The sequence below is a fragment of the Terrabacter sp. Ter38 genome (assembly GCF_024519435.1).
Lineage (GTDB): Bacteria > Actinomycetota > Actinomycetes > Actinomycetales > Dermatophilaceae > Terrabacter.
Map to the genome: position 1 here is coordinate 384,020 of NZ_JALJRZ010000001.1, position 23,989 is coordinate 408,008.

The following is a 23,989-nucleotide window of genomic DNA, read 5'->3' on the forward strand; positions in this document are numbered from 1 at the left end:
GGAAGTGACGCAACGGCGGCCGGTTTGCAGACGGCTCAGGCTGTCGTTTGCCTAGGGCCCTGCTCCCCAGTGGGCGATCAGTGGGCTGATGCGGGAGTTGATGGCAATAGGCGGTTCCTGGCTGCTAACAAGGCAAGCGGCAGACGTCACGAGGTGGGCATGGTACGAGTGTACGAACTCATAATCCGTCGGCCCAGGGCTCAAGCCCCTGCTGCCCCACGGGACACCCGGTCGCACCGGCCGGGGCCACGGTGGGGCTGACCGGCGGAGTGCGACCACCGCCGGCCAGTCCTGCACCGAGTGGTCCGCTCGCGGACCACTCGGCACCCGGACGGTTTGAGGGGTGAGCACGGACCCGGGGGTGGGAGTCGGGCCGGGTGCTCCTCGGCCACGAGGGCCGCGCCGTCCGCTGGGCCACGCCGACCCTTCTCCCGAGAAGGGGCCCTGCGGGCCTGTTCCCAGTGTCCCCCGCCCACCCGCGTCCCGTGAGGAAACCGCACAGATCGGGCCAGTGAGGACACCGGCCCACCCCGGCCCAGACGTCACCGGACAGCGGTCGGGGCGGGTCCCGCCGACTCCCCCGGCAGAACCCACCCCGTCCTCACCCCCCGGCGGCTCCCCACCGGTCCTTCCCCGACCCGTCCCCCCACGGTTCTGGTCGGGCTTCCTCCCCCACAACGACCACTGTGCCGTGCGGACTGCAAGATCGAAACCCCCAAATGCCGTCGTTTCCGCAAGATTGCCGCAAGCCGGCCACGGGATCTGTCGCGTCACGTTGCTCGGGCCGATCCTTCCGCCGGTCGCCTTCGTGACCTGCCCAGGCGACGCGGCGGGCCCGCGTTCAGCGTCGTCGCCGGGTCCTCCAGCGCGACGGCCAGCGACGCCCGTTCGGTGCCCCCGACCACGCGCTCTCGGTCACCGAGAAGTCACGATGGCAGCGGCTCATCACCGCGCAGATCACGGTGCTCGACGACTCGTACGGCGGCAGGACGGCGCCCGACGCCGCCGACTCGCTCGAGGAGTCCATGCCGGGCGGACGGCCGGCACGTACGCCGATGGCGAGGCGCTGACCCACGAGCTCTACCACCGGCTCATGCTGAGCACACCTTCAAGGGTGCCTGCTCCGCGAGCGGCGACCTCGTGGCCGACACCTCGCGAGAAGCCGTCCCGCAGTTCGACTGCCCCACGCGCGCCGACACGGGCAGCGCGCCGGAGCTCGACCCGATCCACAACGTCACGGACTCCACGCAGGACTCGTGCATGAACATGTTCACCCGGGCCAGGTCGAGCGATGAACGACGCTCGGGTCGCCTTCCGCAAGGTCCCGACCACCTGACCGTGGCTGCCCCGCACCGCAGATGGCGTATGCCGTGTGCTGCAGACGTCCGAGCCCGCCGGCCTCGTGGCCGGCGGGCTCTGATGCGTTCCGTTCCGGTCAGAAGCCCGGGAAGATCGCACGAAGGGCCGGTAGGTGCTCGGCGCCGGTGACGTCGTCGGGAGTGTGCTCGGCATCGAGCCGGCCGTACACGAGGCGAACGAGCGACTCTGCGGGCAGCACGACGTCGGTGGTGCCGGCAGAGGACTCTCCGCCGGACGCCGTCGCGGCGGCCGCGTCGACGGGCTCCAGGCGGATCGCGTCCGCGTCGACGTCGAGCCGGAAGCGGCGCTCGGTCTCGTGCGTCTCGAGAACGACCGAGGTGGGGGCGACGTCCGCCGACGGTCGGCCGGCGAAGGCGACCGTGCCCGGCAGCCGGTCGACGAGCAGGTCCACCGCCTCAGGCCCCACGGTCGCGGCAGGGTCGAGGACGACCTCGACGTCCCACGTGTGCACGGCGTGCTCGGCCAGCCGGGCGGCGGCGACTCCCGAGAGGTCGGACGGTCCTCCGAAGAGCTCCACCTCGAACGGCGCACCGGACGACGCGACCTCCTCCAGCCGCGCGACGAAACGGTCGTTGGCGACGACGCTCTCGCTGACCTGGTCGGCCGGCGCCATGGCGTCCCACCGCGCCCACACGGCCTTGAAGTCGTCACCGTCCGGGGCGGTGCCGGCGGCGAGACCCGCGTCGAGGAAGAGGCCGAAGATCTCGGCCTGGCTCCCGAGGTGGGACGCGACCTGGGCGATGCTCCAGTCGGCGGGGTAGGCCCGATGGCCGTACTGCGTCGGCTCGACGCGGTCGAGGACGTCGCGGAACCTCTCGTGAGACGTGCGGACGGCGTCGATCCAGGCTGCCTGCGGGGTCATGCTGGCTCCATCTGCTCCACGGGATACGGTCTCAATCGCCAACCGCCCGACGGCGTCCCTGATTCCCGCCCGGCCGAGAGACGGACATCGTGCCCATCAGTCACATGCGTCACATGCGTCACATGCGTCACGGATTCCCGACGCATGTTGGCGGGAACCGCCCCGTGCGCAACGGCTCGACCTATGGTGGTCGAGACCGGCCGGTCAGGACGTGGGGGCCATCCGGTTGCGGCGGCATGACCGCCGGGACAGTGTCGATGGTGACAGCGGACGTGCCTCGAGGGGTGGCTTGACGGTGACAGATGCCAATGAGCACGGTGGTCCGTTCGTCCTGAACATCAGGATGAGCGGTCGTCTCGTGCCCTTCGCGACGTTGCTGCTGATCTTCGCCCTGCTGCCTTTTCTCGGGGGCAGCGCCCCTACGACCCCGACGGCGTCGGTCGTGCTCGCGGCCGGCTCACCCGCCGCGGTCCAGGATGCCGTCGCCGCAGTCGGCCAGGCCCGCAAGGAGCTGACGGGATCAGTGGCCAGCTCGCAGACGGTCGCGCTGGCCCCGGTCGACTCCGCGTTCAGCGCCGCCATCGGAGGCGGCCTTTTCATGTTCCCGGCCATCAGTCTGGCGCCCGCCACGGCTGAGGCCATCGCCGCCCCGATCATCGGCGGTCCGCTGTTCATCCACCCGGTCCCCGGCGGCGAGACCTCGCCCTTCGGACCGCGCATCCACCCGCTCCTCGGCCGTCCGATGTTCCACACCGGCATCGACCTCGCTGCCGCCTGTGGGACCCCGATCCACGCAGCCGCCGACGGCACCGTCATCTACGCCCGTGTCTCCGCGTCGTGGGGTGGACGCACGATCATCCAGCACACCCCGACGCTCAAGACGGCCTACGGCCACCAGTCGAAGTTCCTCGTCACCGAGGGCCAGCACGTCAAGCAGGGCCAGGTCATCGGCCTGAGCGGCACCACGGGATGGTCGACCGGCTGCCACCTGCACTTCGACGTCATCGTCAACGACCGCTACGTCGACCCTGCGCCGTACCTCGGCTTCCCGCCGTCAGACACCGCTTCCGTGCCGTATGCCGTCGTCCCGCACCTCGTGCTCGACCCGGGCGGCCGCGTGATCCGGACCGTCGCCGACGGCGATGTGCCGATCCCGCAGGCGACGCAGGCCCCGACCGACACGAGGAGCACGGGCGGTCGGCCGCCGACCACGACCCCCACCACGTCGCAGCCCGGGACCACGACGGGCACGCCGACGACGCGTCCCTCGACGACGACGAGCGCCCCGAGCCCGACGACCACGTCGAAGCCCACGATGACCAAGCCGTCGCCCACCACGACGACGAGCTCGCCGTCGACGACGGTCCCGCCGACGACGCCTGCTCCGAGTACGACCACGACGACGACGGTCCCGCCGAGCACGACGACGACGGCCCCGCCGAGCACGACCCCGACGACGAGCGACCCGTCGAGCACGACCCCGAGCGACCCGCCGCCGCCGTCGTCGGTGTCTCCGAGCGATCCCACGGACGCCCCCGTCGTGGTGGACCCGACGTCGACGGGGACTGTCACCGCGACGGCGACCCAGGTGCTCAAGACGGCGACGGAGGTCGCGACCGCGATCGCCTCGGCCGGCGACACCTCGACCAGCCAGCCGACCGCCTCCTCGACGACAGCGGCCGAGGGCGGCGCCTGAGTCGTCCTCAGGCGTGGCGCGGGGCCACCCGGCGACGGTTGCCGGTCCTGTTTCGGCAGACGATCGGGTGCGCGTGCGTCCTCGGCACTCCTCACGATTCGGGCACGCTCGGCGCGGAGGGTGCTCCGCGGTCCCCGGAGCCGATAGGTTTCCGGGATGGACGACGTGAACCCCGACACCGCGGCGCCGAGCGATCGCACCCCGGACCCGCCCCGCGACCCTATGGTCGTCATCGACGGCGTCAACAAGCACTTCGGCGACCTGCACGTGCTGCGCGACATCAACCTCACCGTCGGCAAGGGCGAGGTGGTCGTCGTCCTCGGGCCGTCCGGCTCGGGCAAGTCGACGCTGTGCCGCGCCATCAACCGCCTCGAGACCATCGAGTCGGGCACCATCTCGATCGACGGCACGGCACTGCCCGAGGAGGGCAAACCGCTCGCGCAGCTGCGTGCCGACGTCGGCATGGTCTTCCAGTCCTTCAACCTGTTCGCGCACAAGACGATCCGCGACAATGTGACGCTCGGACCGATGAAGGTCCGCAAGAAGTCCAAGTCCGACGCGGACCAGCAGGCGACCGACCTGCTCAAGCGCGTCGGCGTCGAGGCGCAGGCCGACAAGTACCCCGCCCAGCTCTCCGGCGGACAGCAGCAGCGGGTCGCCATCGCGCGCTCCCTCGCCATGGGGCCCAAGGTCATGCTCTTCGACGAGCCCACCTCGGCCCTCGACCCGGAGATGGTCAACGAGGTCCTCGACGTCATGGTCGGGCTCGCCAAGGAGGGCATGACGATGATCGTCGTCACCCACGAGATGGGCTTCGCCCGCAAGGCGGCCGACCGGGTCGTCTTCATGGCCGACGGCCAGATCGTCGAGGTCGGCACGCCGCAGGAGTTCTTCACCCACCCGAAGAGCGAGCGCGCCAAGGACTTCCTCGGCAAGATCCTCACCCACTGAACCAACCAAGACAGGGCACGTCCGGCACGTGGCGGGACGTGAGCAACCACCAGGGAGGAACCCAGATGAAGGCACGACTCGGAGCAGTGGCCGCGGCTGCGGCACTGGCTCTCACGCTCGCCGCGTGCGGATCAGGTCAGCCCAGCGCCACCGGCGGCGGCGGCGACAGCGGGCTCAAGATCGGCATCAAGTTCGATCAGCCGGGCATGGGCCTGAAGAAGGGCAGCGAGTACAGCGGCTTCGATGTCGACGTCGCCAAGTACGTCGCCAAGGCGCTCGGCACGAGCGAGGACAAGATCACCTGGGTGCAGGCACCGAGCGCCCAGCGCGAGACGCTCATCCAGACGGGTCAGGTCGACTTCGTCGTCGCGACCTACTCGATCACCGACGCCCGCAAGGAGAAGGTCTCCTTCGCCGGTCCGTACTTCATCGCCGGTCAGGACCTCCTCGTCCGCGCCGACGACTCGTCGATCACCGGCCCGGACAGTCTCGACGGCAAGAAGCTCTGCTCGGTCACCGGCTCCACCTCGGCCCAGAAGGTCAAGGACAAGTACCCCGGTGTGCAGCTGCAGGAGTTCGGCACGTACTCCGAGTGCCTGCCCGCTCTCCAGACCGGCGGTGTCGACGCCCTGACGACCGATGACACGATCCTCGCCGGCTACGCCGCGCAGGAGCAGTACAAGGGCAAGTTCAAGGTCGTCGGCAAGCCCTTCTCCCAGGAGAACTACGGCATCGGCCTCAAGAAGGGCGACACCGCTCTCTGCCAGAAGGTCACGGACGCCATCAAGAAGATGGTCAGCGACGGCTCGTGGCAGAAGGCGCTCGACGCCAACCTCGGACCGGCCGGCTACAAGCCCGGCGCGGGCAACCCGCCCACCCCGGCTGCCTGCTCCTGACTCCTTCCTCGCGCGAGCCGCGGCGCCCCACGCCGGCGCCGCGGCTCGCGCGGGCCAGATCCCTTGTGCGTGAAGGAGGGACATGCTCGACATTCTCGAGAAATACAACATCCTCGAAGCCTTCTGGATGACCATCCGGCTGACGTTCTTCTCGGCGATCGGTGCACTGGTCATCGGCACGGTCCTTGCGATCATGCGGGTGTCCCCGGTCGCGGTGCTCCGCCGGCTCGGCGCCTTCTACGTCAACATCGTGCGCAACACCCCCCTGACACTCATCATGTTCTTCTCGCTCGCGGGGGTGGGGATCGTCCTCGAGGTGAGCCTCGTCGACCCCAGCTCGCCCACGTCACTGCGCGACAACGCGATCCGCTGGGCCATCGTGGCCCTGGCGGTCTACCACGCGGCTTTCGTCTGCGAGGCGATCCGCAGTGGGTTCAACACGGTGCCACTCGGCCAGGCCGAGGCGGCCCGCTCGATCGGGTTGACCTTCGGCCAGAGCCTGCGTGAGGTGATCCTCCCCCAGGCGTTCCGCGGCGCCATCGCGCCGCTCGGCTCGGTGCTCATCGCTCTGACCAAGAACACCACGGTCGCCTCCGTCATCGGCGTCGCCGAGGCCTCGGCCCTCATGAAGGTCATCATCGAGAACGAGACCGCGAGCGTGGCCGTCTTCCTCGTCTTCGCGCTCGGCTTCGTCATCCTGACGTTGCCCGTCGGCGTGTTCTTCACGTCCCTCTCGCGTCGACTGGCGGTGAAGCGATGAGTGCCCAGAACGTCCTCTTCGACGCCCCCGGCCCACGTGCCCGTCGTCGCCACGCGATCCTGACGGCGTTCGGAGTCGTCCTCCTCGTCGCGACGCTCGCGCTCGTGCTGTGGAAGCTCAATGCCCAGGGTCAGCTGACCGCCGAGCTGTGGTCGCCGCTCGTCGACCCCGAGGTATGGACCTCGTACGTCGTGCCAGGCCTGCTCAACACCCTCAAGGCGGCCGCGGTCTCCATCGTCGCCGCAATGGTGTTCGGCATCCTGTTCGGCATGGGACGGCTGTCCCAGAACGCCGCGATCCGCTGGGTCAGCGGGATCATCGTCGAGTTCTTCCGGGCCGTCCCGGTGCTGCTGATGATGTACTTCCTCTTCCAGCTCTTCGCCTTCAACAACATCTTCGCCGCAAGCCTGAACTCGTTCATGGCGGTCGTCATCGCCCTGACGCTCTACAACGGCTCCGTCATCGCCGAGCTCGTCCGCTCGGGCGTGTACTCACTGCCGAGCGGTCAGTCCGAGGCCGGCCTCTCGATCGGTCTCACGGCCCCGCAGACAATGCGTTCGATCCAGCTGCCACAGGCGCTGACGGCCATGCTGCCGGCCCTCGTGAGCCAGGTCGTCGTCATCCTCAAGGACAGCGCGCTCGGTGCGGCGATCACCTATCCGGAGCTGCTCCAGAGCATGCGGGACATGGGCACGGCCTACGCCACGGTCCTCCCCGCCTACGTCCTGGCCGCAGCCATCTTCATCGCGCTCAACTTCGGTCTCAGCACCTTGGCCGGTCGCGTCGAGAGCCGGCTCAACCGTCGGGGTCGCGGTCCGCGCAAGGCAGCACCGGCGACCGGTGTCACCGGGGCCGGCACCGTGGACACCCCCACCGACGGCATCGGTGGTGCAGGCGTCCACACCGGCGACGCCCGGCGCTGAGCCGATCGGCATACGAGAAGGGCCCCGACACCGGTGGTGTCGGGGCCCTTCTCCGTGCTGGCTCCCCCGATTGGACTCGAACCAATAACCTGCCGGTTAACAGCCGGCTGCTCTGCCAATTGAGCTACAGGGGAATGCTGCTGCGCAACCATAGCAAAGCATCTGGGCGGACAAGAAATCGGGTTCGGCGCGTTGACGCCAGCCTCTCGAAGCGTGTCAGACCGCGCCGCCGGGAGCCCTCAGAGACCCACTTCGGAACGCAGCCGTGCCATGCGTTGAGCGGCCTCGCGGGCCACGTGCGGGTCGCCGAGATCGGCACCCTTGCCCGGGATCGTCTGCTCGAGCAGGGCACCGCTGGCGAGGTCCTGACGGATCACGACCCGAACCGTGCGGCGCCCGGCGGTGCGGAACTCGTCGGCGAGCACGACGCTCGCCTGGAGCCGCTCACGCAGAGCCTGCTGGATCAGCGAGGGCTCCGTCAGGTGCCAGTGCGCCGGGACGCTCCGGTCGACCCACGTGACCGTGAGCCGGGAGGACTCGCCCTGCCACGTGCCGGACTCCGCCTCGTGCCAGGGTCGGCGCCAGACGAGGCGGACCTCGGCGTCGACGAGTGCCAGGTGGTAGGTCGTGGCGACGACGTGCGCGCCGGTCGTCTCGTCGCGCGCCCAGGCGAGCACCTGCTCGCCCGGGTCGAGTGCGACGACCGCGCGGACGGCCGCGGGCAGGGCCGGCCGACGCCGCCGTTCGAAGAGTGCCATCAGCCCATTCCCGCCTTGATCGCCGCGAGCTCGCGCTGGAGCGTCTGCAGCTGGATGCCGAGCTCACGCGTGCGCTCGGGCGACGGTGTCTCGGCGTGGTCGAGCCGGCGCATCTCGCTCATCGAGTCGGCGATCTGTCGGGTCAGGGCGATGGTGCGCACCCGGTCGAAGAGCTCGTCGACGTAGCGCGAGGTGGGCAGGCCGGTCGAGGCGTCCATCCGGGTTGGCAGGGTGTCGACGGCGAGCTCGCTGACGAGTCCGGCGACGGGCGACGGCGCGGCCTCGGTGACGGCCGAGGTCCAGGCGCGGGCGTTGCCCTGGTCGCCGCTGTGGTGGGCGATGCGGATGCCGTCGAAGACCGCTCGGTGCGCCGGCGCCGAGAAGGCCTCGGGGGTCAGCAGGTCGATGGCCCCCGGCTTGAAGACCGCCGGGAACTGGAGCAGAACCTGGAGCAGCTGCCGCTCGGCGTGGATGACGGGGTCGCGGCGGTCGGGCACCGGCATGCCTCCGCCGTCGGCCACGTGCGGTTCGGCGTCGTCCCGGCCGTCGCCACGGTCCCCGCGGTCGCTCCGTTCCGTTCGGGCGTCCTCGTCGACCTTGATCTTGCCGGCCCGGGACACCTCGGTCGCCACCTGCTCGACGTCGAGCCCGAGCATCCCGGACACCTCGCGGGTGTACTCCGGCCGGAGCGACTGGTCACGGATCGAGGCGATGATGGGGGCGACGGCGCGCACGGCCTGGATGCGCCCCTCGGCCGTCCCGACGTCGAAGCGCTTGATCGTCGTGCGCACCGCGAACTCGAACATCGGCACGGCGTCCTCGATGAGTGCCTGGACGGCCGGGTCTCCCCCGGCCTGACGCAGCTCGCACGGGTCCTTGCCCGACTTCTCGACGGCGACGAACGACTGCGAGGTCCACTTCTCGTCGTCGGCGAAGGCGCGCATGGCCGCCTTCTGGCCGGCGGCGTCGCCGTCGAAGGTGAAGATCACCCTGGCCGGGGCGAGACCGGCCTCGTCACGCATGAGGCGACGCAGGGTCTTGATGTGGTCCGCACCGAAGGCCGTGCCACACGTGGCGACGGCCGTCTCGACGCCGGCGAGGTGGCAGGCCATGACGTCGGTGTAGCCCTCGACGACAACGGCCCGACGGCCCTGCGAGATCTTCTTCTTGGCGAGGTCGAGACCGTAGAGCACGGTCGACTTCTTGTAGATCGGCGTCTCGGACGTGTTGAGGTACTTCGCGTCGATGCGGTCGTCGTCGAAGATGCGGCGCGCGCCGAAACCGACGGTGTCGCCCGTGATGTCGCGGATCGGCCAGACGAGACGCCCGCGGAAGCGGTCGTAGAGCCCGCGCGCACCGCGCCCGGCGATGCCGCCGGTGACGAGCTCGTCGTCGGTGAAGCCCTTGGCACGCAGGTGGCGCACGAGGTCCTCTCCCCCGCGCGGCGCGAAACCCACCCCGAACTGCTTGACGTGCTCGCTGTTGAAGTCCCGGGCGCGGAGGAAGTCACGGGCCTGACGGGCGGCCGGGCTGCCGAGGAGCAGCTCGGTGTAGTACTCCTCCGCGACGCGGTGGGCCTCGACGAGCCGGCTGCGCCGGCCGAGCCCCTCCTCGCGCGGTCGGTCGCCGTTCTCGTAGCGCAGCTCCATGCCGAGCTTCTGGGCGAGCCGCTCGACGGCCTCGGAGAAGCTGAGGTGGTCGACCTTCTGGACGAAGGAGATGACGTCGCCGCCCTCGCCGCAGCCGAAGCAGTGCCACGCCTCGACGGCCGGGCGGATGTTGAAGGACGGCGACTTCTCGTCGTGGAAGGGACACAGGCCCTTGAGCGACCCGGGACCGGCGGAGCGGAGCGTCACGTGCTCGCGCACGACGTCCTCGATGGACGACCGCGCCTTGACCGCCGCGATGTCCTCGCTGTTGATCAGCCCCGCCATCTGCCTCCTGTCGCCATCCGTGATTCTAGGTGCTCGCCCGGGTGCGGCCGGTCACCGGCACCACCGGCTGTGGAGGGACAGAGCGCGCACGTCGGTCAGCGAGGCCACCTGGTCGATGACGACGCGCAGCCGCTCCCCGTCGTCGGCGGCCGCCTCGTGGTCGAGCCGGAAGGCCACGTCGAGCCGCTCCTCGGGCGCGGCGGCATACGCCTCGACGACGGCGCGCACGACATCGCGCTGCCCCGACATGATCGCGAGGCGCTCGTCGGTGGTCATGACGAAGTGGTTCGCGATCGCCTTGAGCACGGAGCACTCGGCGCGAGTGTCGTCGGGCACGACGAGGTCGGCCTCGAAGCGGCACAGCTCTCCCGGGCCGTGCCGCTCGCGCGTGGCCTGCTCGACGACGAGCACGAAGTGCCCGATGAGCCTGCTCGTCATGTCCTTGAGGCGCGCGAGGTCGCCCCGCGAGCCGTCGTATGCCGTCGGCACGGCTCCCGACGCGAGGATGCGTTCCAGCGCGGCCCCGAGCGCGTCGGCGCCGAGGTCTGGCGCGTAGGTGCGGCCCGCGACGTCGATGACGTCGGCCATGTCGCGGGCGTGGAGCAGCCGGGGGTCGATCCAGCCCGAGGCGATGGCGTCCTCGACGTCGTGGACGGAGTAGGCGACGTCGTCGGACCAGTCCATGACCTCGGCCTCGAGGCACCGCCGCTGCTCCTGCGCGCCGTCGCGGATCCACTCGAAGACCGGCAGGTCGGACGGGTAGACGCCGAACTTGTGCGTCTCGTGAGGGCCCTCGCCGCGAGCCCAGGGGTACTTCGTCGTCGCGTCCAGGCTCGCCCGCGTCAGGTTCAGCCCGGCAGACGTGCCGTCGGGGTGCGCGCGTTTGGCCTCGAGTCTCGTCAGGAGTCGCAGTGTCTGCGCGTTGCCCTCGAAGCCGCCGATCCCCGAAGCGATCTCGTCGAGGACCATCTCTCCGTTGTGCCCGAAGGGCGGGTGGCCGAGGTCGTGGGCCAGGCAGGCGGTGTCCACGACATCGGCGTTGCAGCCGAGGGCGGCCCCGAACTCGCGGCCGATCTGTGCGACCTCGAGCGAGTGGGTCAGCCGGTTGCGGACGAAGTCGTCGTGCCCGGGGGCGAGCACCTGGGTCTTGGCGGCGAGCCGCCGCAGCGACGACGAGTGCACGACTCGCGCCCGGTCGCGGGCGAAGTCGTCACGGTCGGCGCGCTTCTGGGCAGGGTCCTCCGCGACCCAGCGCTCCCGGTCCCGACCCTCGTAGCCCACACCGGAACTCTATGCGGCGCGGCGCGGCCGACCACGGCGCCGCTCCCGGGCGCATACTTCAGGGATGGAGCCGCTCAGGCTTCCGAACTCAGGAGCGCGCCATGGGCGACAAGTCACCGAAGTCCCACATGTCCACGAAGGCCAGATCGCTCAAGGAGAAGCGTGCCGACAAGCACGCGAAGTCCGCCGCCAAGGACCACACCGAGATCATCCCGCCCAAGGCCAAGCGCTGACCCGGGTCTGACGCGGCACGGACCCGATCCCACCTCGCCGCGGTTCAGCCGAGCTCGGCCTGCATGCGTCGCACCCAGGCCGGCTCGGTGCCGTAGCGCTGTGTCTTGATGAGGCGCAGCTGTGAGCAGTCGTCGACGAGCTCGGCCATGCGCTTGTCGCGAGTCGCCTCCTGCTTGGCCGTGAGCACCCAGTTCGTCGCGAGCTTGCGGTAGGAAGGCGTGGCGCCGTCCCAGAAGGCCGAGGCGCGGAGGTCGGCGCGCAGCATCGCCTCGTAGTCGTCGGACCAGGTGAGCGCGCGGTTCTCGTAGGCGTAGACGCCGGAGCGGTCCTCGCGCCGCTTGGCGAATGCAGCGAGGCCCGCCGGACGCATGCGCCCGGCGGCCGTGAGCTCCGCGACGGCGTTGATGTTGATGGCGCTCCAGTTGCTGCCCGGCTTGCGCGGCGTCCACCGCTGGCGCACCGTGTCCTCGTCGATGCGCTGGGCCATCGAGTCGATCCAGCCGAAGCAGAGGGCCTCGCGCACGGCCTCGGCCCACTGCAGCCCGCGGGGCTCGACGTGCTTCTTGTTGAGGCCCATCCACAGCTCGCTGGCGCTCTCGTGGTGGACCTGCAGCCAGGCCCGGAAGTCCTCGGCGTCGTCGAAGAAGATCGCGGGCCGCTCGCCCGATCCGCCCTGTCGCATGCCCCGATCCTGCCACCGGCCACCGACGCTGGGAGGATCGTTGCCGTGACCGACCGGATCCTGCTCGCCGCCCGCAACAACGCCCTCTGGTGCGACGCCGTGGCTCGTTCCCACGGTGTCGCGTGCACGCTCGACGACGTGGGGTGGACGGCGTCCACGCGCACGCCGCCCTACTACCCCGACGCCGTGACGCTGTCTCCGGACACCGGCGAGTACGACGTCCTCGCGCGCGTCGACGACTCGGACGGCTGCTCCGTCAAGGACTCGTGGTCGCGTCTGGACCTGTCGATGGAGGACTTCGCGCGGCTCGTCGTGGGCGAGTGGGTCTGGCTCGACCCCTCCGGACCGGCGATGCCCGCTCCTTCCGGCCGGTGGCAACGCGTGACGACGCCCGACGCGATGGCGGCATGGGTGCGCGCGTGGGCGAGCGACCCCGACGCCGAGGCGATCCTGCGACCCTCGCTCCTCGAGGTGCCCGGTGTCACGTTCCTGGCGCAGCGCGCGTCCGACGACCCGCAGTCTCCCGTGGCCGCGGGGGCGATCGTCAACGTGACGGGTGACGTCGCCGGCCTCGGCAACGTCTTCACGCTCGACGGCGACGTGGAGCGGGCCTGGGGCGCGGCCGCTGCCGCTGCACGTGACGTCGTGGGCGGCATACCCCTCGTCGGCTGGGAGGCCGGCGCGAGCGTCGCTGCGGCGGTCGCGGCCGGCTGCGAGCGGATCGGCCCGCTCAGCGTCTGGCTGAAGTGAGGCTCAACCGCCGCTGACGGACAGCTCGGCCTCGGCGATGGTTCGGCGGTGCTCCTCGGACAGCTCGCGCGACTCGAGCCAGCGGTCGGGCAGCGCCACGGTGCGCGACGACCCGGCTCGCCCGCGCTGGCCCTCGGCGGCCTCACCGGGCCACGGCAGGTCGGGGTCGAGGGTCGCGAGCAAGCGGTCGAGTGCTGCCATCGAGTCGACGAGCGCGAGCGAGTTGCGGATCGTCGAGCCGGCCGGGAATCCCTTGAGGTACCACGCGATGTGCTTGCGGATGTCGCGGCAGGCCCGATCCTCCTCGCCGTAGAAGTCGCAGAGGTATGCCGTGTGCTTGCGCAACGTCTCCGAGACCTCTCCCAGCGTGGGCGTCACTCGTGCCGAGGTGCCGGCAAACGCCGCCGCGAGGTCGGTGAAGAGCCACGGCCGACCGAGGCAGCCGCGACCGACGACGACGCCGTCGCAGCCGGTCTCGCGGACCATGCGCACGGCGTCCTCGGCCGACCAGATGTCGCCGTTGCCGAGGACGGGGATGCTCGTCACGGTCTCCTTGAGCATCCGGATGGCGCTCCAGTCGGCCGTGCCCGAGTACGCCTGTGCGGCGGTACGACCGTGCAGGGCGACGGCCGCGACGCCCTCGGCCTCGGCGGTCAGGCCCGCGTCGAGGTAGGTGAGGTGGACGTCGTCGATGCCCTTGCGCATCTTGACGGTGACCGGGATGTCGCGCTTGGCGCCCTCCTCGACGACGGCGCCGACGATGGCCTTGAAGAGGTCCTTCTTCCACGGCAGGGCGGAACCGCCACCCTTGCGGGTGACCTTCGGGACGGGGCAGCCGAAGTTGAGGTCGATGTGGTCGGCCCGGTCCTCGCTGACGAGCATCCGGGCGGCGGCGCGCGCGGTGGCCGGGTCGACGCTGTAGAGCTGGATGGAGCGGGGGTTCTCGTCGGGGTCGTGCTCGATGAGGCGCATCGACTCGGGGGTGCGCTCGACGAGGGCGCGAGAGGTGATCATCTCGCTGACGTAGAGGCTCGTCGCGCCGCTGGCGCCGCCGATCGCGCGGCCCTCGTTGCCGTACTCGCGGCACAGCCGGCGGAAGGCACGGTTCGTGATGCCGGCCATCGGCGCGAGCACGACGGGTGACTCGATGACGTGGCGGCCGATGCGCAGCGGGGGCAGCACGGCGCCGTTCGTGTCGGTGCGGGCGGCCTCACCAGCCTGCGTCACGGGGGTCATCACGTCGGTCACGGGCTCGATTGTCCCCGATCAGGCGCGCTCGGCCGAATCGGTGACCCTGCGCGTGAAGCGGAGCAGGGCGTCGGCGAAGGCCACGGGCTGGTCGAGGCCGGACAGGTGCCCGGCCCTGCGGACGATCTCCTCGCGCGCGCTCGGGCACGCGCGCAGGTAGGCCCGGGCCCCGATCCGCAGCTGGTCGAACTGGCCGTTGAGGAGCAGCACCGGACAGTGCACGTGCTCGAGCATCGAGGGCCGGCACAGCGCCATGACCTCGCGCCACGCCGCTGCCGTCGGGGCGAAGAAGTAGCCACCGGCGATGACCGGGTCGATGCGATCGGGTGGGTAGAGGCGATGCAGGACGCGGTCGTTGACGCGCGTCATCCGCTCGGGGCCGAGTCGGTCCGTCAGCGCCGCCACCCCGCGGTAGACGGCGGCTCCGGGACCGGTCGGGACCGCGCTGGACCCGGCGAGGACGAGGCCGCCGAGCGTGTCGGGCCGGGCGGCGGCATACGCCATCGCGGCGTAGCCGCCGAGCGAGTGGCCGACGAGCACGACCGGGCTCCCGGCGGGGACGGCTCCCACCGCCTCGCCGATGACGTCCACGCACCGCGCGAGCGTGAAGTCCTCGTCCGCGCGGGCGCCGTGCCCGGGCAGGTCGACGAGGCTCAGGTCGACGTGGTCGCGCAGGAGCGGCACCTGGGGCGCCCACTGGGTGCTCGACAGGCGCGACCCGTGCACGAGGACCAGGTGAGCACGCACACGGTGAGGATGCCACGATGGCCCGGTGACCCACCTCATCACCGCCACCGAGCTCGCCCACGAGATCGAGGACGTCGTCGTGCTCGACGTGCGCTGGGCCCTGACGACGGCGAACACGCCCGCGGGCCGGGCGGACTACGACACCGGCCACGTGCCCGGCGCCTACTTCGTCGACCTCGACACCGAGCTCGCCGCTCCCCCCGGGGACGGCGGGCGCCACCCGCTCCCGGACCCCGGTGTCGTCGAGGCGCTGCTCCGCCGCGCCGGCATCACGGCGCACACCCGCGTCGTCACCTACGACGGCAAGGAGTCGTATGCCTCCGCGCGCGCCTGGTGGGTGCTTCGCTGGGTGGGCATCCCCGACGTCCGCGTGCTCGACGGGGGGTACGCCGCGTGGCTGGCGGCCGGACTTCCCGTCTCGACCCAGGAACCCGCCGACCGGCACGGCGACGTCGTGGTGCGGCCGGGGCACCTGCCGACGCTCGACGCCACCGGTGCGGCCGCCGTGGCCCGCGACGGGCTGCTCCTCGACGCGCGCGCCCCGGAACGCTATGCCGGCGACACCGAGCCGATCGACCCCGTCGCCGGGCACGTGCCGGGAGCGGTCAACAGCCCCACGACCGCCTGGGTCACGGCCGACGGCACGTTCCGGCGCGACCTGGCCGAGCACTGGGGCCGGGTGCGTGCGGGTCACGACGGGGGCGACGGTCTCGTCGGTGTCTACTGCGGCTCGGGAGTGACCGCGGCCCACGAGATGCTCGCGCTCGCCGAGCTCGGCGTCGACACGGTGCTCTACCCCGGCTCCTGGAGCGAGTGGATCCGCGACCCTGCACGCCCGGTCGCCACCGGCCACTCCCCCGGCTGACCAGCTCGCGACCTGCTCCGTTTTCGGGAGCAGGATCCGAGTCCCCGCCGGATGAGTCCGGGAGCTCGCCTATCGGATCCTGCTCCGTTTTCGGGAGCAGGATCCGAGTCCCCGCCGGATGGTCCGGGAGCTCGCCTATCGGAACCTGCTCCGTTTTCGGGAGCAGGATCCGAGTCCCCGCCGGATAGGTCCCGGAGCCTCCCTATCGGATCCTGCTCCGTTTTCGGGAGCAGGATCCGACGAGATGACAGGCTTGCCGTCCGCCCCCGTGGTTCACAGATGGCGATCGAGGCGGCGTTCGAGGGTGGTGAGTGCTCGGGCGGCCGCCACGCGCACGGACTCGTCCTGGTCGTCCACGGCCTCGTGCAGCGCCTCGGCGTCCTCGGCCTCCCCCACGGCGCCGAGCACCCGCGCGGCCGCGGCTCGAACCCTTGGCACGTCATCGGTCGTGACGAGGTCCGCGCAGGTCTCGGCTGCGGGGCCGACCTCCCAGCGGGCGGCCACCTTGGCGCACATCTCACGGACCCGCCATGCCGGATCATCCAGTCCTGCAACGACATCCGGGGTGCATCGGTCCGACCAGACGTAGAGCAAGGTGCGTGCCGCCCACACCCGGGACCAGTAGCGGGTGGCGTCGTCGAGGTGGTCGGGCGACCCCCAGCCGAACGCGATACGGCCGCCGACCCAGCCGATGTCGGGCAGATCGGGGTCGCCCCAGGCCGCACGTCCGGCGAGCAGGTCGGCGCACCATGACGTCAGCACTTCGTCGCCGAGCGCGTCAGCCGCCGCCCGCGCCCGGTCACCGGGCGTCGCGCGCAGCACCTCGGGCTCGACCATGCCAGCAGTATGCCGCCGATCCCGGACGGGGGGCGCCCGGGTCGGACCCGGTGAGGCATGGAGGTCGACGGCGCCGGGGCCGGTCCCGCTCGACGTCAGGTCGAGCGGCGGTCACGTCGCCCCGGGACGGACGTGTGCCGCCCGCCCGGGTGGGCGGACGGCATACGTCGGCGGTGCCGTGGGGCGGCGTCAGCAGCCGATGAGGCGCTGCGCGAGGTAGCCCTCGACCTGGTCCAGGGCGACGCGCTCCTGGGCCATCGAGTCGCGCTCGCGGATCGTCACGGCGTGGTCCTCGAGCGTGTCGAAGTCGACGGTGATGCAGAACGGCGTGCCGATCTCGTCGTGGCGGCGGTAGCGCTTGCCGATGGCCCCGGCGTCGTCGAAGTCGATGTTCCAGTGCTTGCGCAGCGTGGCCGCGAGGTCGCGGGCCTTGGGCGAGAGGTCGGCGTTCCGCGAGAGGGGCAGCACCGCGGCCTTGACCGGCGCGAGGCGCGGGTCGAGGCGCAGCACGACGCGCTTGTCGACGCCGCCCTTGGTGTTGGGCGCCTCGTCCTCGTGGTACGCGTCGACGAGGAACGTCATCAGCGAGCGCGACAGACCGGCCGCCGGCTCGATGACGTACGGGGTGTACTTCTCGCCCGTCTGCTGGTCGAAGTAGACGAGGTCGGTGCCCGAGTGCTGACTGTGCGTCGACAGGTCGAAGTCGGTGCGGTTGGCGATGCCCTCGAGCTCGCCCCACTCCGAGCCGACGAAGTTGAAGCGGTACTCGATGTCGACGGTGCGCTTCGAGTAGTGCGAGAGCTTGTCGGCGGGGTGCTCGAAGTGACGCAGGTTGTCGGGGTTGATGCCGAGGTCGACGTACCAGCGGGTGCGCTCCTCGAGCCAGTACTGGAGCCACTCGTCGTCCTCGCCCGGCTTGACGAAGAACTCCATCTCCATCTGCTCGAACTCGCGGGTCCGGAAGATGAAGTTGCCCGGCGTGATCTCGTTGCGGAAGCTCTTGCCGGTCTGGGCGATGCCGAACGGCGGCTTCTTGCGCGAGGCCTGCATGACGTTGTTGAAGTTGACGAAGATCCCCTGGGCGGTCTCGGGGCGCAGGTAGTGCAGGCCCGACTCGTCCTCGATGACGCCGAGGTAGGTCTTGAGCATCATGTTGAACTCGCGCGGCGCGGTCCACTGGCCCTTGGTGCCGCAGTCGGGGCACACGATGTCGGACATCGGGATCGAGTCGGGATCCTCGATGCCCTTCTTCTCGGCGAGCGCCTCCTGGAGGTGGTCCTGGCGGCGGCGCTTGTGGCAGCTGAGGCACTCGACGAGCGGGTCGGTGAAGGTGCCGACGTGGCCCGAGGCGACCCACGTCTCGCGCGGGAGGATGATCGAGGAGTCGAGGCCGACGACGTCGTCGCGGCTCGTCACCATCGACTTCCACCACTGCCGGCGGATGTTCTCCTTGAGCTCGACGCCGAGCGGGCCGTAGTCCCAGGCAGACCGCGTGCCTCCGTAGATGTCGCCGCTCGGGAAGACGAAGCCCCTGCGCTTGCAGAGGCTGACGACGGTGTCCACGATGGATGTCTGCTTGGCCATGCGGGACAGGTTATCGGGCCGGCGCCACTGCTTTGCCACGCGGCCGGGGTATGCCGTCGCGTCCCCTAGGCTCGTCGCGTGGCCCTGAGCTTCCGTTCCCGTCTCGAGCACGCCTCCTACCCGTGGGTGGAGCGGCTCAACGCCGTCCCGCGTCCGGTCGCGTTCGGCGCCCTCGTCGTCCTGCTGGCGCTCGGTATCCTCGCTCCCCGCCCGTGGGGTGGCATCGCCTTCCTCGTCGTCGCAGCCTTCGTCGGCTGGCTGCTCTTCCTCACGTGGCAGCGACTGACCCTGCCAGAGCGACTGATGCGGATGGCGGTGCTCGTGCTGGCCGTGGCTGTCGCGGTGGTGAGGATCGTCCCGGCCGGCTGACCGGTCAGCCCCTTCACGAGAACGGTTTTGACAATCATTCTCACTTTGAGAATGATGGGTGCCATGCCCTCCGCTCCCCCACGCCGAGCCGTGTCCGCGATCCTCACCGCGACGGCACTGGCGCTCACGACGGCCGCCTGCCAGAGCGGTTCGGACACCGGTTCCGGCGCCGGCTCCGCGGACGGCTCGATCGTCACGTCCTTCTACCCCATCCAGTTCGCGACGCAGCAGATCACCAGCGGCAGGCTCCCCGTGACCGTCCTGACGAAGCCCGGCGCCGAACCGCACGACCTCGAGCTCGCGCCCCAGGACATCGGCGGCATGACGAAGGCGCGCCTCGTCGTCTACGCCGACGGTTTCCAGCCGGCGGTCGACGAGGCCGTCGGGCTCGTCGACGCCGCCAAGGTGCTCGACGTCGCCGACGTCGCGAGGCTCATGCCCGCGTCGACGGACGACAGCGACCACGCCGACGAGTCGGGCACCGAGACCGACCCCAACGGCCCCAGCGAGGCCGGCGACGGGCACGACGGGCACGACCACGGGGCGGACGACCCCCACTTCTGGCTGGACCCGTCGCGCTACGCGGCCGTGGCGCAGGCCATCAGCGCGCGCCTGTCCGCGGACGACCCGGAGAACGCCGCGACCTACGCGAAGAACACCGCGGTCTTCGTCGAGAAGCTCTCCGAGCTGGACGACGAGATGCGGACGGGCCTGCGCCAGTGCACGGTCAAGGAGCTCGTCACGAGCCACGCCGCCTTCGGCTACCTCGCGGCGCGCTACGGCTTCCACCAGCGCGGCATCACCGGCGTCTCGCCCGAGGCCGAGCCGAGCGCGGCAGCCCTCAAGGCCGTCGGTGACCTCGTGAGGTCTGCCGGCGTGACGACCATCTACCAGGAGACGCTCGTCGAGCCGCACTTCGCGCAGACGGTCGCGGAGTCGACCGGAGCGAAGGTCGCGACGCTCGACCCCATCGAGGGGATCACGAGCGCGTCGGTCGGCACCGACTACTTCGAGGTCATGCGGAGCAACCTCGTGGCCCTGCGTGACGGTCAGGAGTGCTCATGAGGTCCGCACCGCTCGTGTCCCGGGATGTCGCACCGTCGGACGCGGTGCTCACCCTGCGGGGCGCCAGCTTCGGCTACGGAGACGGCGCCGTGCTCAGCGACGTCGACCTGTCCATCCGCAAGGGTGAGATCGTGGCGATCGTCGGACCGAACGGGTCGGGCAAGTCGACGCTCATGAAGGGCGTGCTCGGCCTCAACGAGCGGGTGGGCGGCACCGTGACGCTCTTCGGGACCGACAGTGCCGAGTTCCACGACCGGGCCCGGCTCGGCTACGTGCCGCAACGGCACACCCTCTCGGCGTCGGTCCGGGCGACCGCCGAGGAGATCGTCGCGACGGGACGACTCCCCCGCATCGGCTGGCTCGGCCGGCTCCGCGCCACCGATCGGCAGATCGTGGCCCGCTCGCTCGACGTCGTCGGCCTCGCCGACCGCGCCGCGACCGAGGTGAGCACGCTGTCGGGCGGCCAGCAGCGCCGGGTCCTCATCGCACGCGCCCTCGCCGGGCAGCCCGAGGTCCTCATCATGGACGAGCCCACCGCCGGGGTCGATGCGGCGAACCAGCACGTGCTCGCCGACGTCCTCGACCGCCTCGTCGAGCGAGACGTCACCATGGTCATCGTCACGCACGAGCTCGGGGCCCTCGAGCGACTGCTGACCCGCATCGTCGTCATCGACGGCGGACGCATCCGCTTCGACGGGACACCGAAGGCGTACTCCGCAGCGCGCGACACCGTGCACCACGACCACGACAGCCACCACCACGACCTCGAGCTCGACGGGCACCACCCGTCGCTGGGCCACGGCCCGCTCGACGTCGACCACACCGACAGGAGCCGTCCGTGATCGACCTGCTCTCCGTCGACTTCATGCAGCGGGCGCTCATCGCCGCGCTCCTCGTGGGCACCGTCGCCCCCATGGTCGGGATCTTCCTCGTCCAGCGCCGGCTCTCGCTCATCGGTGACGGCATGGGGCACGTCGCCCTCGCCGGCGTCGCGATCGGCCTGGTCTCCGGGACCGCGCCCGTGCTGACGGCGCTCCTGGCCGCCGTGGTCGCCGCCGTCGTCATCGAGCTGCTCCGGGCCCGCGGCCGCACCAACGGTGACGTGGCGCTCGCGGTCATCTTCTACGGCGGCATCGCCGGCGGCGTCGTCATCATCAGCAAGTCCCCGAGCGGCACTCCCGCGAACCTCATGAAGTACCTCTTCGGGTCGATCCTGACGACCCAACGCACCGACCTCTACGTCTTCGCCGGACTGGCCCTGCTCATCTCCGTCACCACGTGGGCACTTCGCCCGCGCCTCTTCGCGGTGGCCAACGACGAGGAGTACGCCCGCGCCGTGGGCCTGCCCGTGCTCACGCTCAACATCGTGCTGGCCGTGCTCACCGCGACCACGGTGGTCGTCGCCATGCGCGTCGTCGGGCTGCTGCTCATCAGTGCGCTCATGATCGTGCCCAACGCGGCGAGCCAGCTCGTCGCACGGTCGTTCAGCGGTGGCGTCCGGTGGGCCATCGCCTTCGGTCTCGTCTCCTCGGTCGGCGGCGTCGCGCTCTCCTACCCGCTCGACACGCCGTCCGGTGGCACCATCGTCCTGCTCGCCGTGGCGCTCTTCGTCGTCACCGCCGTCGTCACCAGCGTGATGGCCAGAGTCGGCGGGAGGAAGCACGACGTCGCCGAGACCCACGAGCACGAGCACGGCGCCGAGTGCGGGCATCCCGCGGTGACCCACGGCGACCACGTCGACTACGTCCACGACGGGCACCTGCACGCCGCCCACGAGGGCCACTACGACGAGCACGGCGTCCACCAGGACCACCCCGCACCGCGAGGCCCGGAGACGGCGAGCACGGGCCCGGCCGGCACGACCTCCGGCCCGACGACAGGATCGAGAACATGATCAGCGGCACCAACACCTCGAGCTCCGCGGCGACCTCACGCAAGCCGACCCGGCAGCAGGTGGCCGTTGCCGAGCTGCTCGAGCGCTCCGACGACTTCACCTCCGCCCAGACGGTGCACGCCCGGCTCCGCGACGCGGGGGCCGGCGTCGGGCTGGCGACGGTCTACCGGACGCTCCAGTCGATGGTCGAGGCGGGCACCGTCGACGTGCTGCGCACCGACGACGGCGAGGCTGTCTACCGGGCCTGTTCGACCCACCACCACCATCATCTCGTGTGCCGCGCCTGCGGTCGCACCGTCGAGGTGGAGGGTCCCGCCGTCGAGAGATGGGCCGACAAGGTCGCGAGCGACCACGGCTTCAGCGGCGTGACGCACACCCTCGAGATCTTCGGCACCTGCGCCGACTGCACGGCCGCCGGCAGCTGACGCCATCCTCGACGCCCGACGCCACCTTGGCGGTGGCGAGCCACCGGCAGGCGGATGGCTCCGTGCCACGAGGGCGGCCCAGCCCGACGGTGCGGAGCCGTACACACCCCCCACGCGTCTGCGGCCCGCGTCGAGGGCACCAGGATGGCGTCGACCCGACAGGGTGGCTCCTGCCGTCGTGGATCAGGGGGCGGTCGTCGGGATGTCGACGGCTCCGCCGTAGCGGCGGTCGCGGTCGACGTACTCCTCGATGGCGGCCCAGAGGTCGCGACGGTCGTAGTCGGGCCACAGCCGGTTCTGGAAGACCATCTCGGCGTAGGCCGACTGCCACAGCAGGAAGTTGCTCGTGCGCTGCTCGCCGGAGCTGCGCACGAAGAGGTCGACGTCGGGCATCGTCGGTTCGTCGAGGTAGCGCTTGATCGTCTTCTCGTCGACCGAGCCCGGTCGGAGGCGACCGTCCTTGACGTCGTGGGCGATCCGCTGCACGGCGTCGGCGATCTCGGCACGACCGCCGTAGTTGACGCAGAAGTAGAGGGTGAGCCCGGTGTTGTGCTGCGTCAGCTCCTGGGCGATCTCCAGCTCCTTGATCACCGAGCGCCACAGGCGCGGCGCGCGTCCGACCCAACGCATCCGCACGCCCCACTCGTGGAGCTGGTCGCGTCGGCGGCGGATGACGTCGCGGTTGAAGCCCATGAGGAAGCGCACCTCGTCAGGAGAACGCCGCCAATTCTCCGTCGAGAACGCGTAGGCCGACAGGTGGGTCACGCCGATGTCGATGGCTCCGGCGACGACGTCGAGCAGCGACGCCTCCCCCGCCTCGTGGCCCTTGGTCCGCGGGAGTCCTCGCGCGTTGGCCCAGCGGCCGTTGCCGTCCATCACGATCGCGACGTGCTTGGGCAGCAGGCCGGCCGCGATGGCGGGCGGGGTGGCGCCGGACGGGTGCGGGAAGGGCTTGGCGTACATGGGTCTCCGGTCGGTCGGGATCGGGTTCGCTGCTGGCTCGGGCGCGTTCGGACTGGGTCAGGCACGCTCTACGAGGCGCAGCGACCGCAGCCCTCGCTCGATGTGCCACTGGAGGAAGGCGGAGACGAGACCGTTGCCCTGTCGACGGCAGCGCTCGTCGCTGGCGTCCGCGACGTCCCAGTCGCCGGTCAGCAGTGACGCGAGCAGCTCGAAGGTCTCGGGGGCAGGAGCGCTCGAGCCGGGCGGACGGCATACGGAGCACACGGCGCCGCCGGCCTGGACGTTGAAGGCCCGGTGGGGGCCCGGGGCTCCGCACTTCGCGCAGTCGACGAAGCTCGGCGCCCAGCCGGCGACGGCAAGGGAGCGCAGCAGGTAGGCGTCGAGGACGAGCCCGGCGTCGTGGGTGCGCTCGGCGAGCGAGCGCAGCGCGCCGGCGAGCAGGAGGTACTGCTGCGTCTGGGGCTCGTGCTCCTCGGTGAGCTGCAGCGCCGTCTCGAGCATCGAGGTGGCGCACGTGTAGGCGATGTAGTCGCGGGCGATGGCGTCGCCGTAGGGCGCCAGGGTCTCGACCTGCGTGACGGTGTCGAGGTTGCGACCCTCGTAGCACTGCACGTCGATGACCATGCCGGGCTCGAGGCGCGACCCGAAGCGCGACTTCGTACGTCGCACCCCCTTGGCGACGGCGCGGACCCGACCGCGCGTGCGGGTCAGCATCGTGATGATGCGGTCGGCCTCGCCCAGCTTGTGGGTGCGCAGGACGATCGCCTCGTCACGGTAGAGGGGCATGCGCCCATTCTCTCCCCCGCCGGGCCTCGGCGGCACCGCACGCGCCGGTGTCCACGGGGTCGACACGAAACACCTCCACCATTCGAACACCCGTTCGAC

At 70.8% G+C, this 23,989-nt stretch carries 24 protein-coding genes and 1 tRNA gene; 13 read left to right on the top strand and 12 right to left on the bottom strand.

Going from position 1 to position 23,989, the window contains the following annotated elements:
• Positions 1-1,435: 1,435 nt before the first annotated feature.
• A complete protein-coding gene (locus NR112_RS01770; protein WP_256792264.1) occupies positions 1,436-2,242 on the bottom strand; it encodes a maleylpyruvate isomerase family mycothiol-dependent enzyme in 807 nt (268 codons plus the stop codon).
• Between the two features lie 343 nt (positions 2,243-2,585).
• Here NR112_RS01770 and NR112_RS01775 point away from each other — a divergent pair, with 343 nt between their 5' ends.
• From NR112_RS01775 to NR112_RS01795, 5 genes are all read left to right on the top strand, one after another.
• Positions 2,586-3,938, top strand: coding sequence for a M23 family metallopeptidase (locus NR112_RS01775; protein WP_256792265.1), 1,353 nt, complete (start codon positions 2,586-2,588; stop codon positions 3,936-3,938).
• Positions 3,939-4,160: 222 nt separating this feature from the next.
• Positions 4,161-4,889 (top strand): amino acid ABC transporter ATP-binding protein, encoded by a 729-nt coding sequence (locus NR112_RS01780; RefSeq protein ID WP_256792838.1) that lies wholly within the window; start codon positions 4,161-4,163, stop codon positions 4,887-4,889.
• Between the two features lie 65 nt (positions 4,890-4,954).
• Positions 4,955-5,785, top strand: a complete 831-nt coding sequence (locus NR112_RS01785) for a glutamate ABC transporter substrate-binding protein (protein WP_256792266.1) — start codon at positions 4,955-4,957, stop codon at positions 5,783-5,785.
• An 82-nt stretch (positions 5,786-5,867) separates the two neighbouring features.
• On the top strand, positions 5,868-6,545 hold the full coding sequence (locus NR112_RS01790) for an amino acid ABC transporter permease (protein ID WP_256792267.1): 678 nt from the start codon (positions 5,868-5,870) through the stop codon (positions 6,543-6,545).
• Positions 6,542-7,468, top strand: a complete 927-nt coding sequence (locus NR112_RS01795; protein ID WP_256792268.1) for an amino acid ABC transporter permease — start codon at positions 6,542-6,544, stop codon at positions 7,466-7,468. The genes NR112_RS01790 and NR112_RS01795 overlap by 4 nt, the downstream gene beginning before the upstream one ends.
• A 58-nt stretch (positions 7,469-7,526) precedes the next feature.
• Here the strand turns inward: NR112_RS01795 and NR112_RS01800 are convergent.
• The 4 genes from NR112_RS01800 to NR112_RS01815 all read right to left on the bottom strand — a co-directional run bounded on the left by NR112_RS01800 (position 7,527) and on the right by NR112_RS01815 (position 11,441).
• Positions 7,527-7,602: transfer RNA gene (locus tag NR112_RS01800), tRNA-Asn, on the bottom strand.
• 105 nt (positions 7,603-7,707) lie between these two features.
• Positions 7,708-8,226, bottom strand: a complete 519-nt coding sequence (locus NR112_RS01805; protein ID WP_256792269.1) for a hypothetical protein — start codon at positions 8,224-8,226, stop codon at positions 7,708-7,710.
• Entirely contained in the window at positions 8,226-10,160 is a 1,935-nt protein-coding gene (gene dnaG, locus NR112_RS01810) for a DNA primase (protein ID WP_256792270.1), read from the bottom strand. The genes NR112_RS01805 and dnaG overlap by 1 nt, the downstream gene beginning before the upstream one ends.
• Before the next feature lie 51 nt (positions 10,161-10,211).
• The gene (locus NR112_RS01815) at positions 10,212-11,441 is read right to left on the bottom strand and encodes a deoxyguanosinetriphosphate triphosphohydrolase (RefSeq protein ID WP_256792271.1); all 1,230 of its coding nucleotides are present in this window, start codon (positions 11,439-11,441) and stop codon (positions 10,212-10,214) included.
• A gap of 101 nt (positions 11,442-11,542) precedes the next feature.
• Between NR112_RS01815 and NR112_RS01820 the strand changes: the two genes are divergently transcribed.
• A complete protein-coding gene (locus NR112_RS01820; protein ID WP_020142547.1) occupies positions 11,543-11,674 on the top strand; it encodes a hypothetical protein in 132 nt (43 codons plus the stop codon).
• 44 nt (positions 11,675-11,718) lie between these two features.
• On the opposite strand, the gene NR112_RS01825 is transcribed toward NR112_RS01820, so the two are convergent.
• A complete protein-coding gene (locus NR112_RS01825) occupies positions 11,719-12,357 on the bottom strand; it encodes a YdeI family protein (protein WP_256792272.1) in 639 nt (212 codons plus the stop codon).
• A 45-nt stretch (positions 12,358-12,402) separates the two neighbouring features.
• Between NR112_RS01825 and NR112_RS01830 the strand changes: the two genes are divergently transcribed.
• Positions 12,403-13,107, top strand: coding sequence for a hypothetical protein (locus NR112_RS01830; protein WP_256792273.1), 705 nt, complete (start codon positions 12,403-12,405; stop codon positions 13,105-13,107).
• Positions 13,108-13,110: 3 nt separating this feature from the next.
• On the opposite strand, the gene dusB is transcribed toward NR112_RS01830, so the two are convergent.
• Both dusB and NR112_RS01840 read right to left on the bottom strand, forming a co-directional pair.
• Entirely contained in the window at positions 13,111-14,343 is a 1,233-nt protein-coding gene (dusB, locus tag NR112_RS01835) for a tRNA dihydrouridine synthase DusB (protein ID WP_256792839.1), read from the bottom strand.
• Positions 14,344-14,373: 30 nt separating this feature from the next.
• Complete coding sequence (locus tag NR112_RS01840) at positions 14,374-15,102, bottom strand: alpha/beta fold hydrolase (protein ID WP_256792274.1); 729 nt, start codon at positions 15,100-15,102, stop codon at positions 14,374-14,376.
• Between the two features lie 25 nt (positions 15,103-15,127).
• Between NR112_RS01840 and NR112_RS22825 the strand changes: the two genes are divergently transcribed.
• Complete coding sequence (locus NR112_RS22825; RefSeq protein ID WP_256792275.1) at positions 15,128-15,967, top strand: sulfurtransferase; 840 nt, start codon at positions 15,128-15,130, stop codon at positions 15,965-15,967.
• 273 nt (positions 15,968-16,240) lie between these two features.
• Here the strand turns inward: NR112_RS22825 and NR112_RS01850 are convergent, their stop codons facing one another.
• On the bottom strand, positions 16,241-16,804 hold the full coding sequence (locus NR112_RS01850; RefSeq protein WP_256792276.1) for a HEAT repeat domain-containing protein: 564 nt from the start codon (positions 16,802-16,804) through the stop codon (positions 16,241-16,243).
• A gap of 189 nt (positions 16,805-16,993) precedes the next feature.
• A complete protein-coding gene (locus NR112_RS01855) occupies positions 16,994-18,388 on the bottom strand; it encodes a glycine--tRNA ligase (RefSeq protein ID WP_256792277.1) in 1,395 nt (464 codons plus the stop codon).
• A gap of 78 nt (positions 18,389-18,466) precedes the next feature.
• Between NR112_RS01855 and NR112_RS01860 the strand changes: the two genes are divergently transcribed.
• The 5 genes from NR112_RS01860 to NR112_RS01880 all read left to right on the top strand — a co-directional run bounded on the left by NR112_RS01860 (position 18,467) and on the right by NR112_RS01880 (position 22,141).
• Entirely contained in the window at positions 18,467-18,757 is a 291-nt protein-coding gene (locus NR112_RS01860; RefSeq protein WP_256792278.1) for a DUF6703 family protein, read from the top strand.
• 63 nt (positions 18,758-18,820) lie between these two features.
• Positions 18,821-19,822, top strand: coding sequence for a metal ABC transporter substrate-binding protein (locus tag NR112_RS01865; RefSeq protein WP_256792279.1), 1,002 nt, complete (start codon positions 18,821-18,823; stop codon positions 19,820-19,822).
• The gene (locus tag NR112_RS01870; protein ID WP_256792280.1) at positions 19,819-20,664 is read left to right on the top strand and encodes a metal ABC transporter ATP-binding protein; all 846 of its coding nucleotides are present in this window, start codon (positions 19,819-19,821) and stop codon (positions 20,662-20,664) included. Before NR112_RS01865 ends, NR112_RS01870 begins: the two co-directional genes overlap by 4 nt.
• Positions 20,661-21,716 (top strand): metal ABC transporter permease, encoded by a 1,056-nt coding sequence (locus NR112_RS01875; RefSeq protein ID WP_256792281.1) that lies wholly within the window; start codon positions 20,661-20,663, stop codon positions 21,714-21,716. Before NR112_RS01870 ends, NR112_RS01875 begins: the two co-directional genes overlap by 4 nt.
• Positions 21,713-22,141, top strand: coding sequence for a Fur family transcriptional regulator (locus NR112_RS01880; RefSeq protein WP_256792282.1), 429 nt, complete (start codon positions 21,713-21,715; stop codon positions 22,139-22,141). Before NR112_RS01875 ends, NR112_RS01880 begins: the two co-directional genes overlap by 4 nt.
• A 183-nt stretch (positions 22,142-22,324) precedes the next feature.
• On the opposite strand, the gene NR112_RS01885 is transcribed toward NR112_RS01880, so the two are convergent.
• Positions 22,325-23,104 (bottom strand): isoprenyl transferase, encoded by a 780-nt coding sequence (locus tag NR112_RS01885; protein ID WP_256792283.1) that lies wholly within the window; start codon positions 23,102-23,104, stop codon positions 22,325-22,327.
• 57 nt (positions 23,105-23,161) lie between these two features.
• The gene (recO, locus tag NR112_RS01890; protein WP_256792284.1) at positions 23,162-23,890 is read right to left on the bottom strand and encodes a DNA repair protein RecO; all 729 of its coding nucleotides are present in this window, start codon (positions 23,888-23,890) and stop codon (positions 23,162-23,164) included.
• Positions 23,891-23,989: the final 99 nt, after the last annotated feature.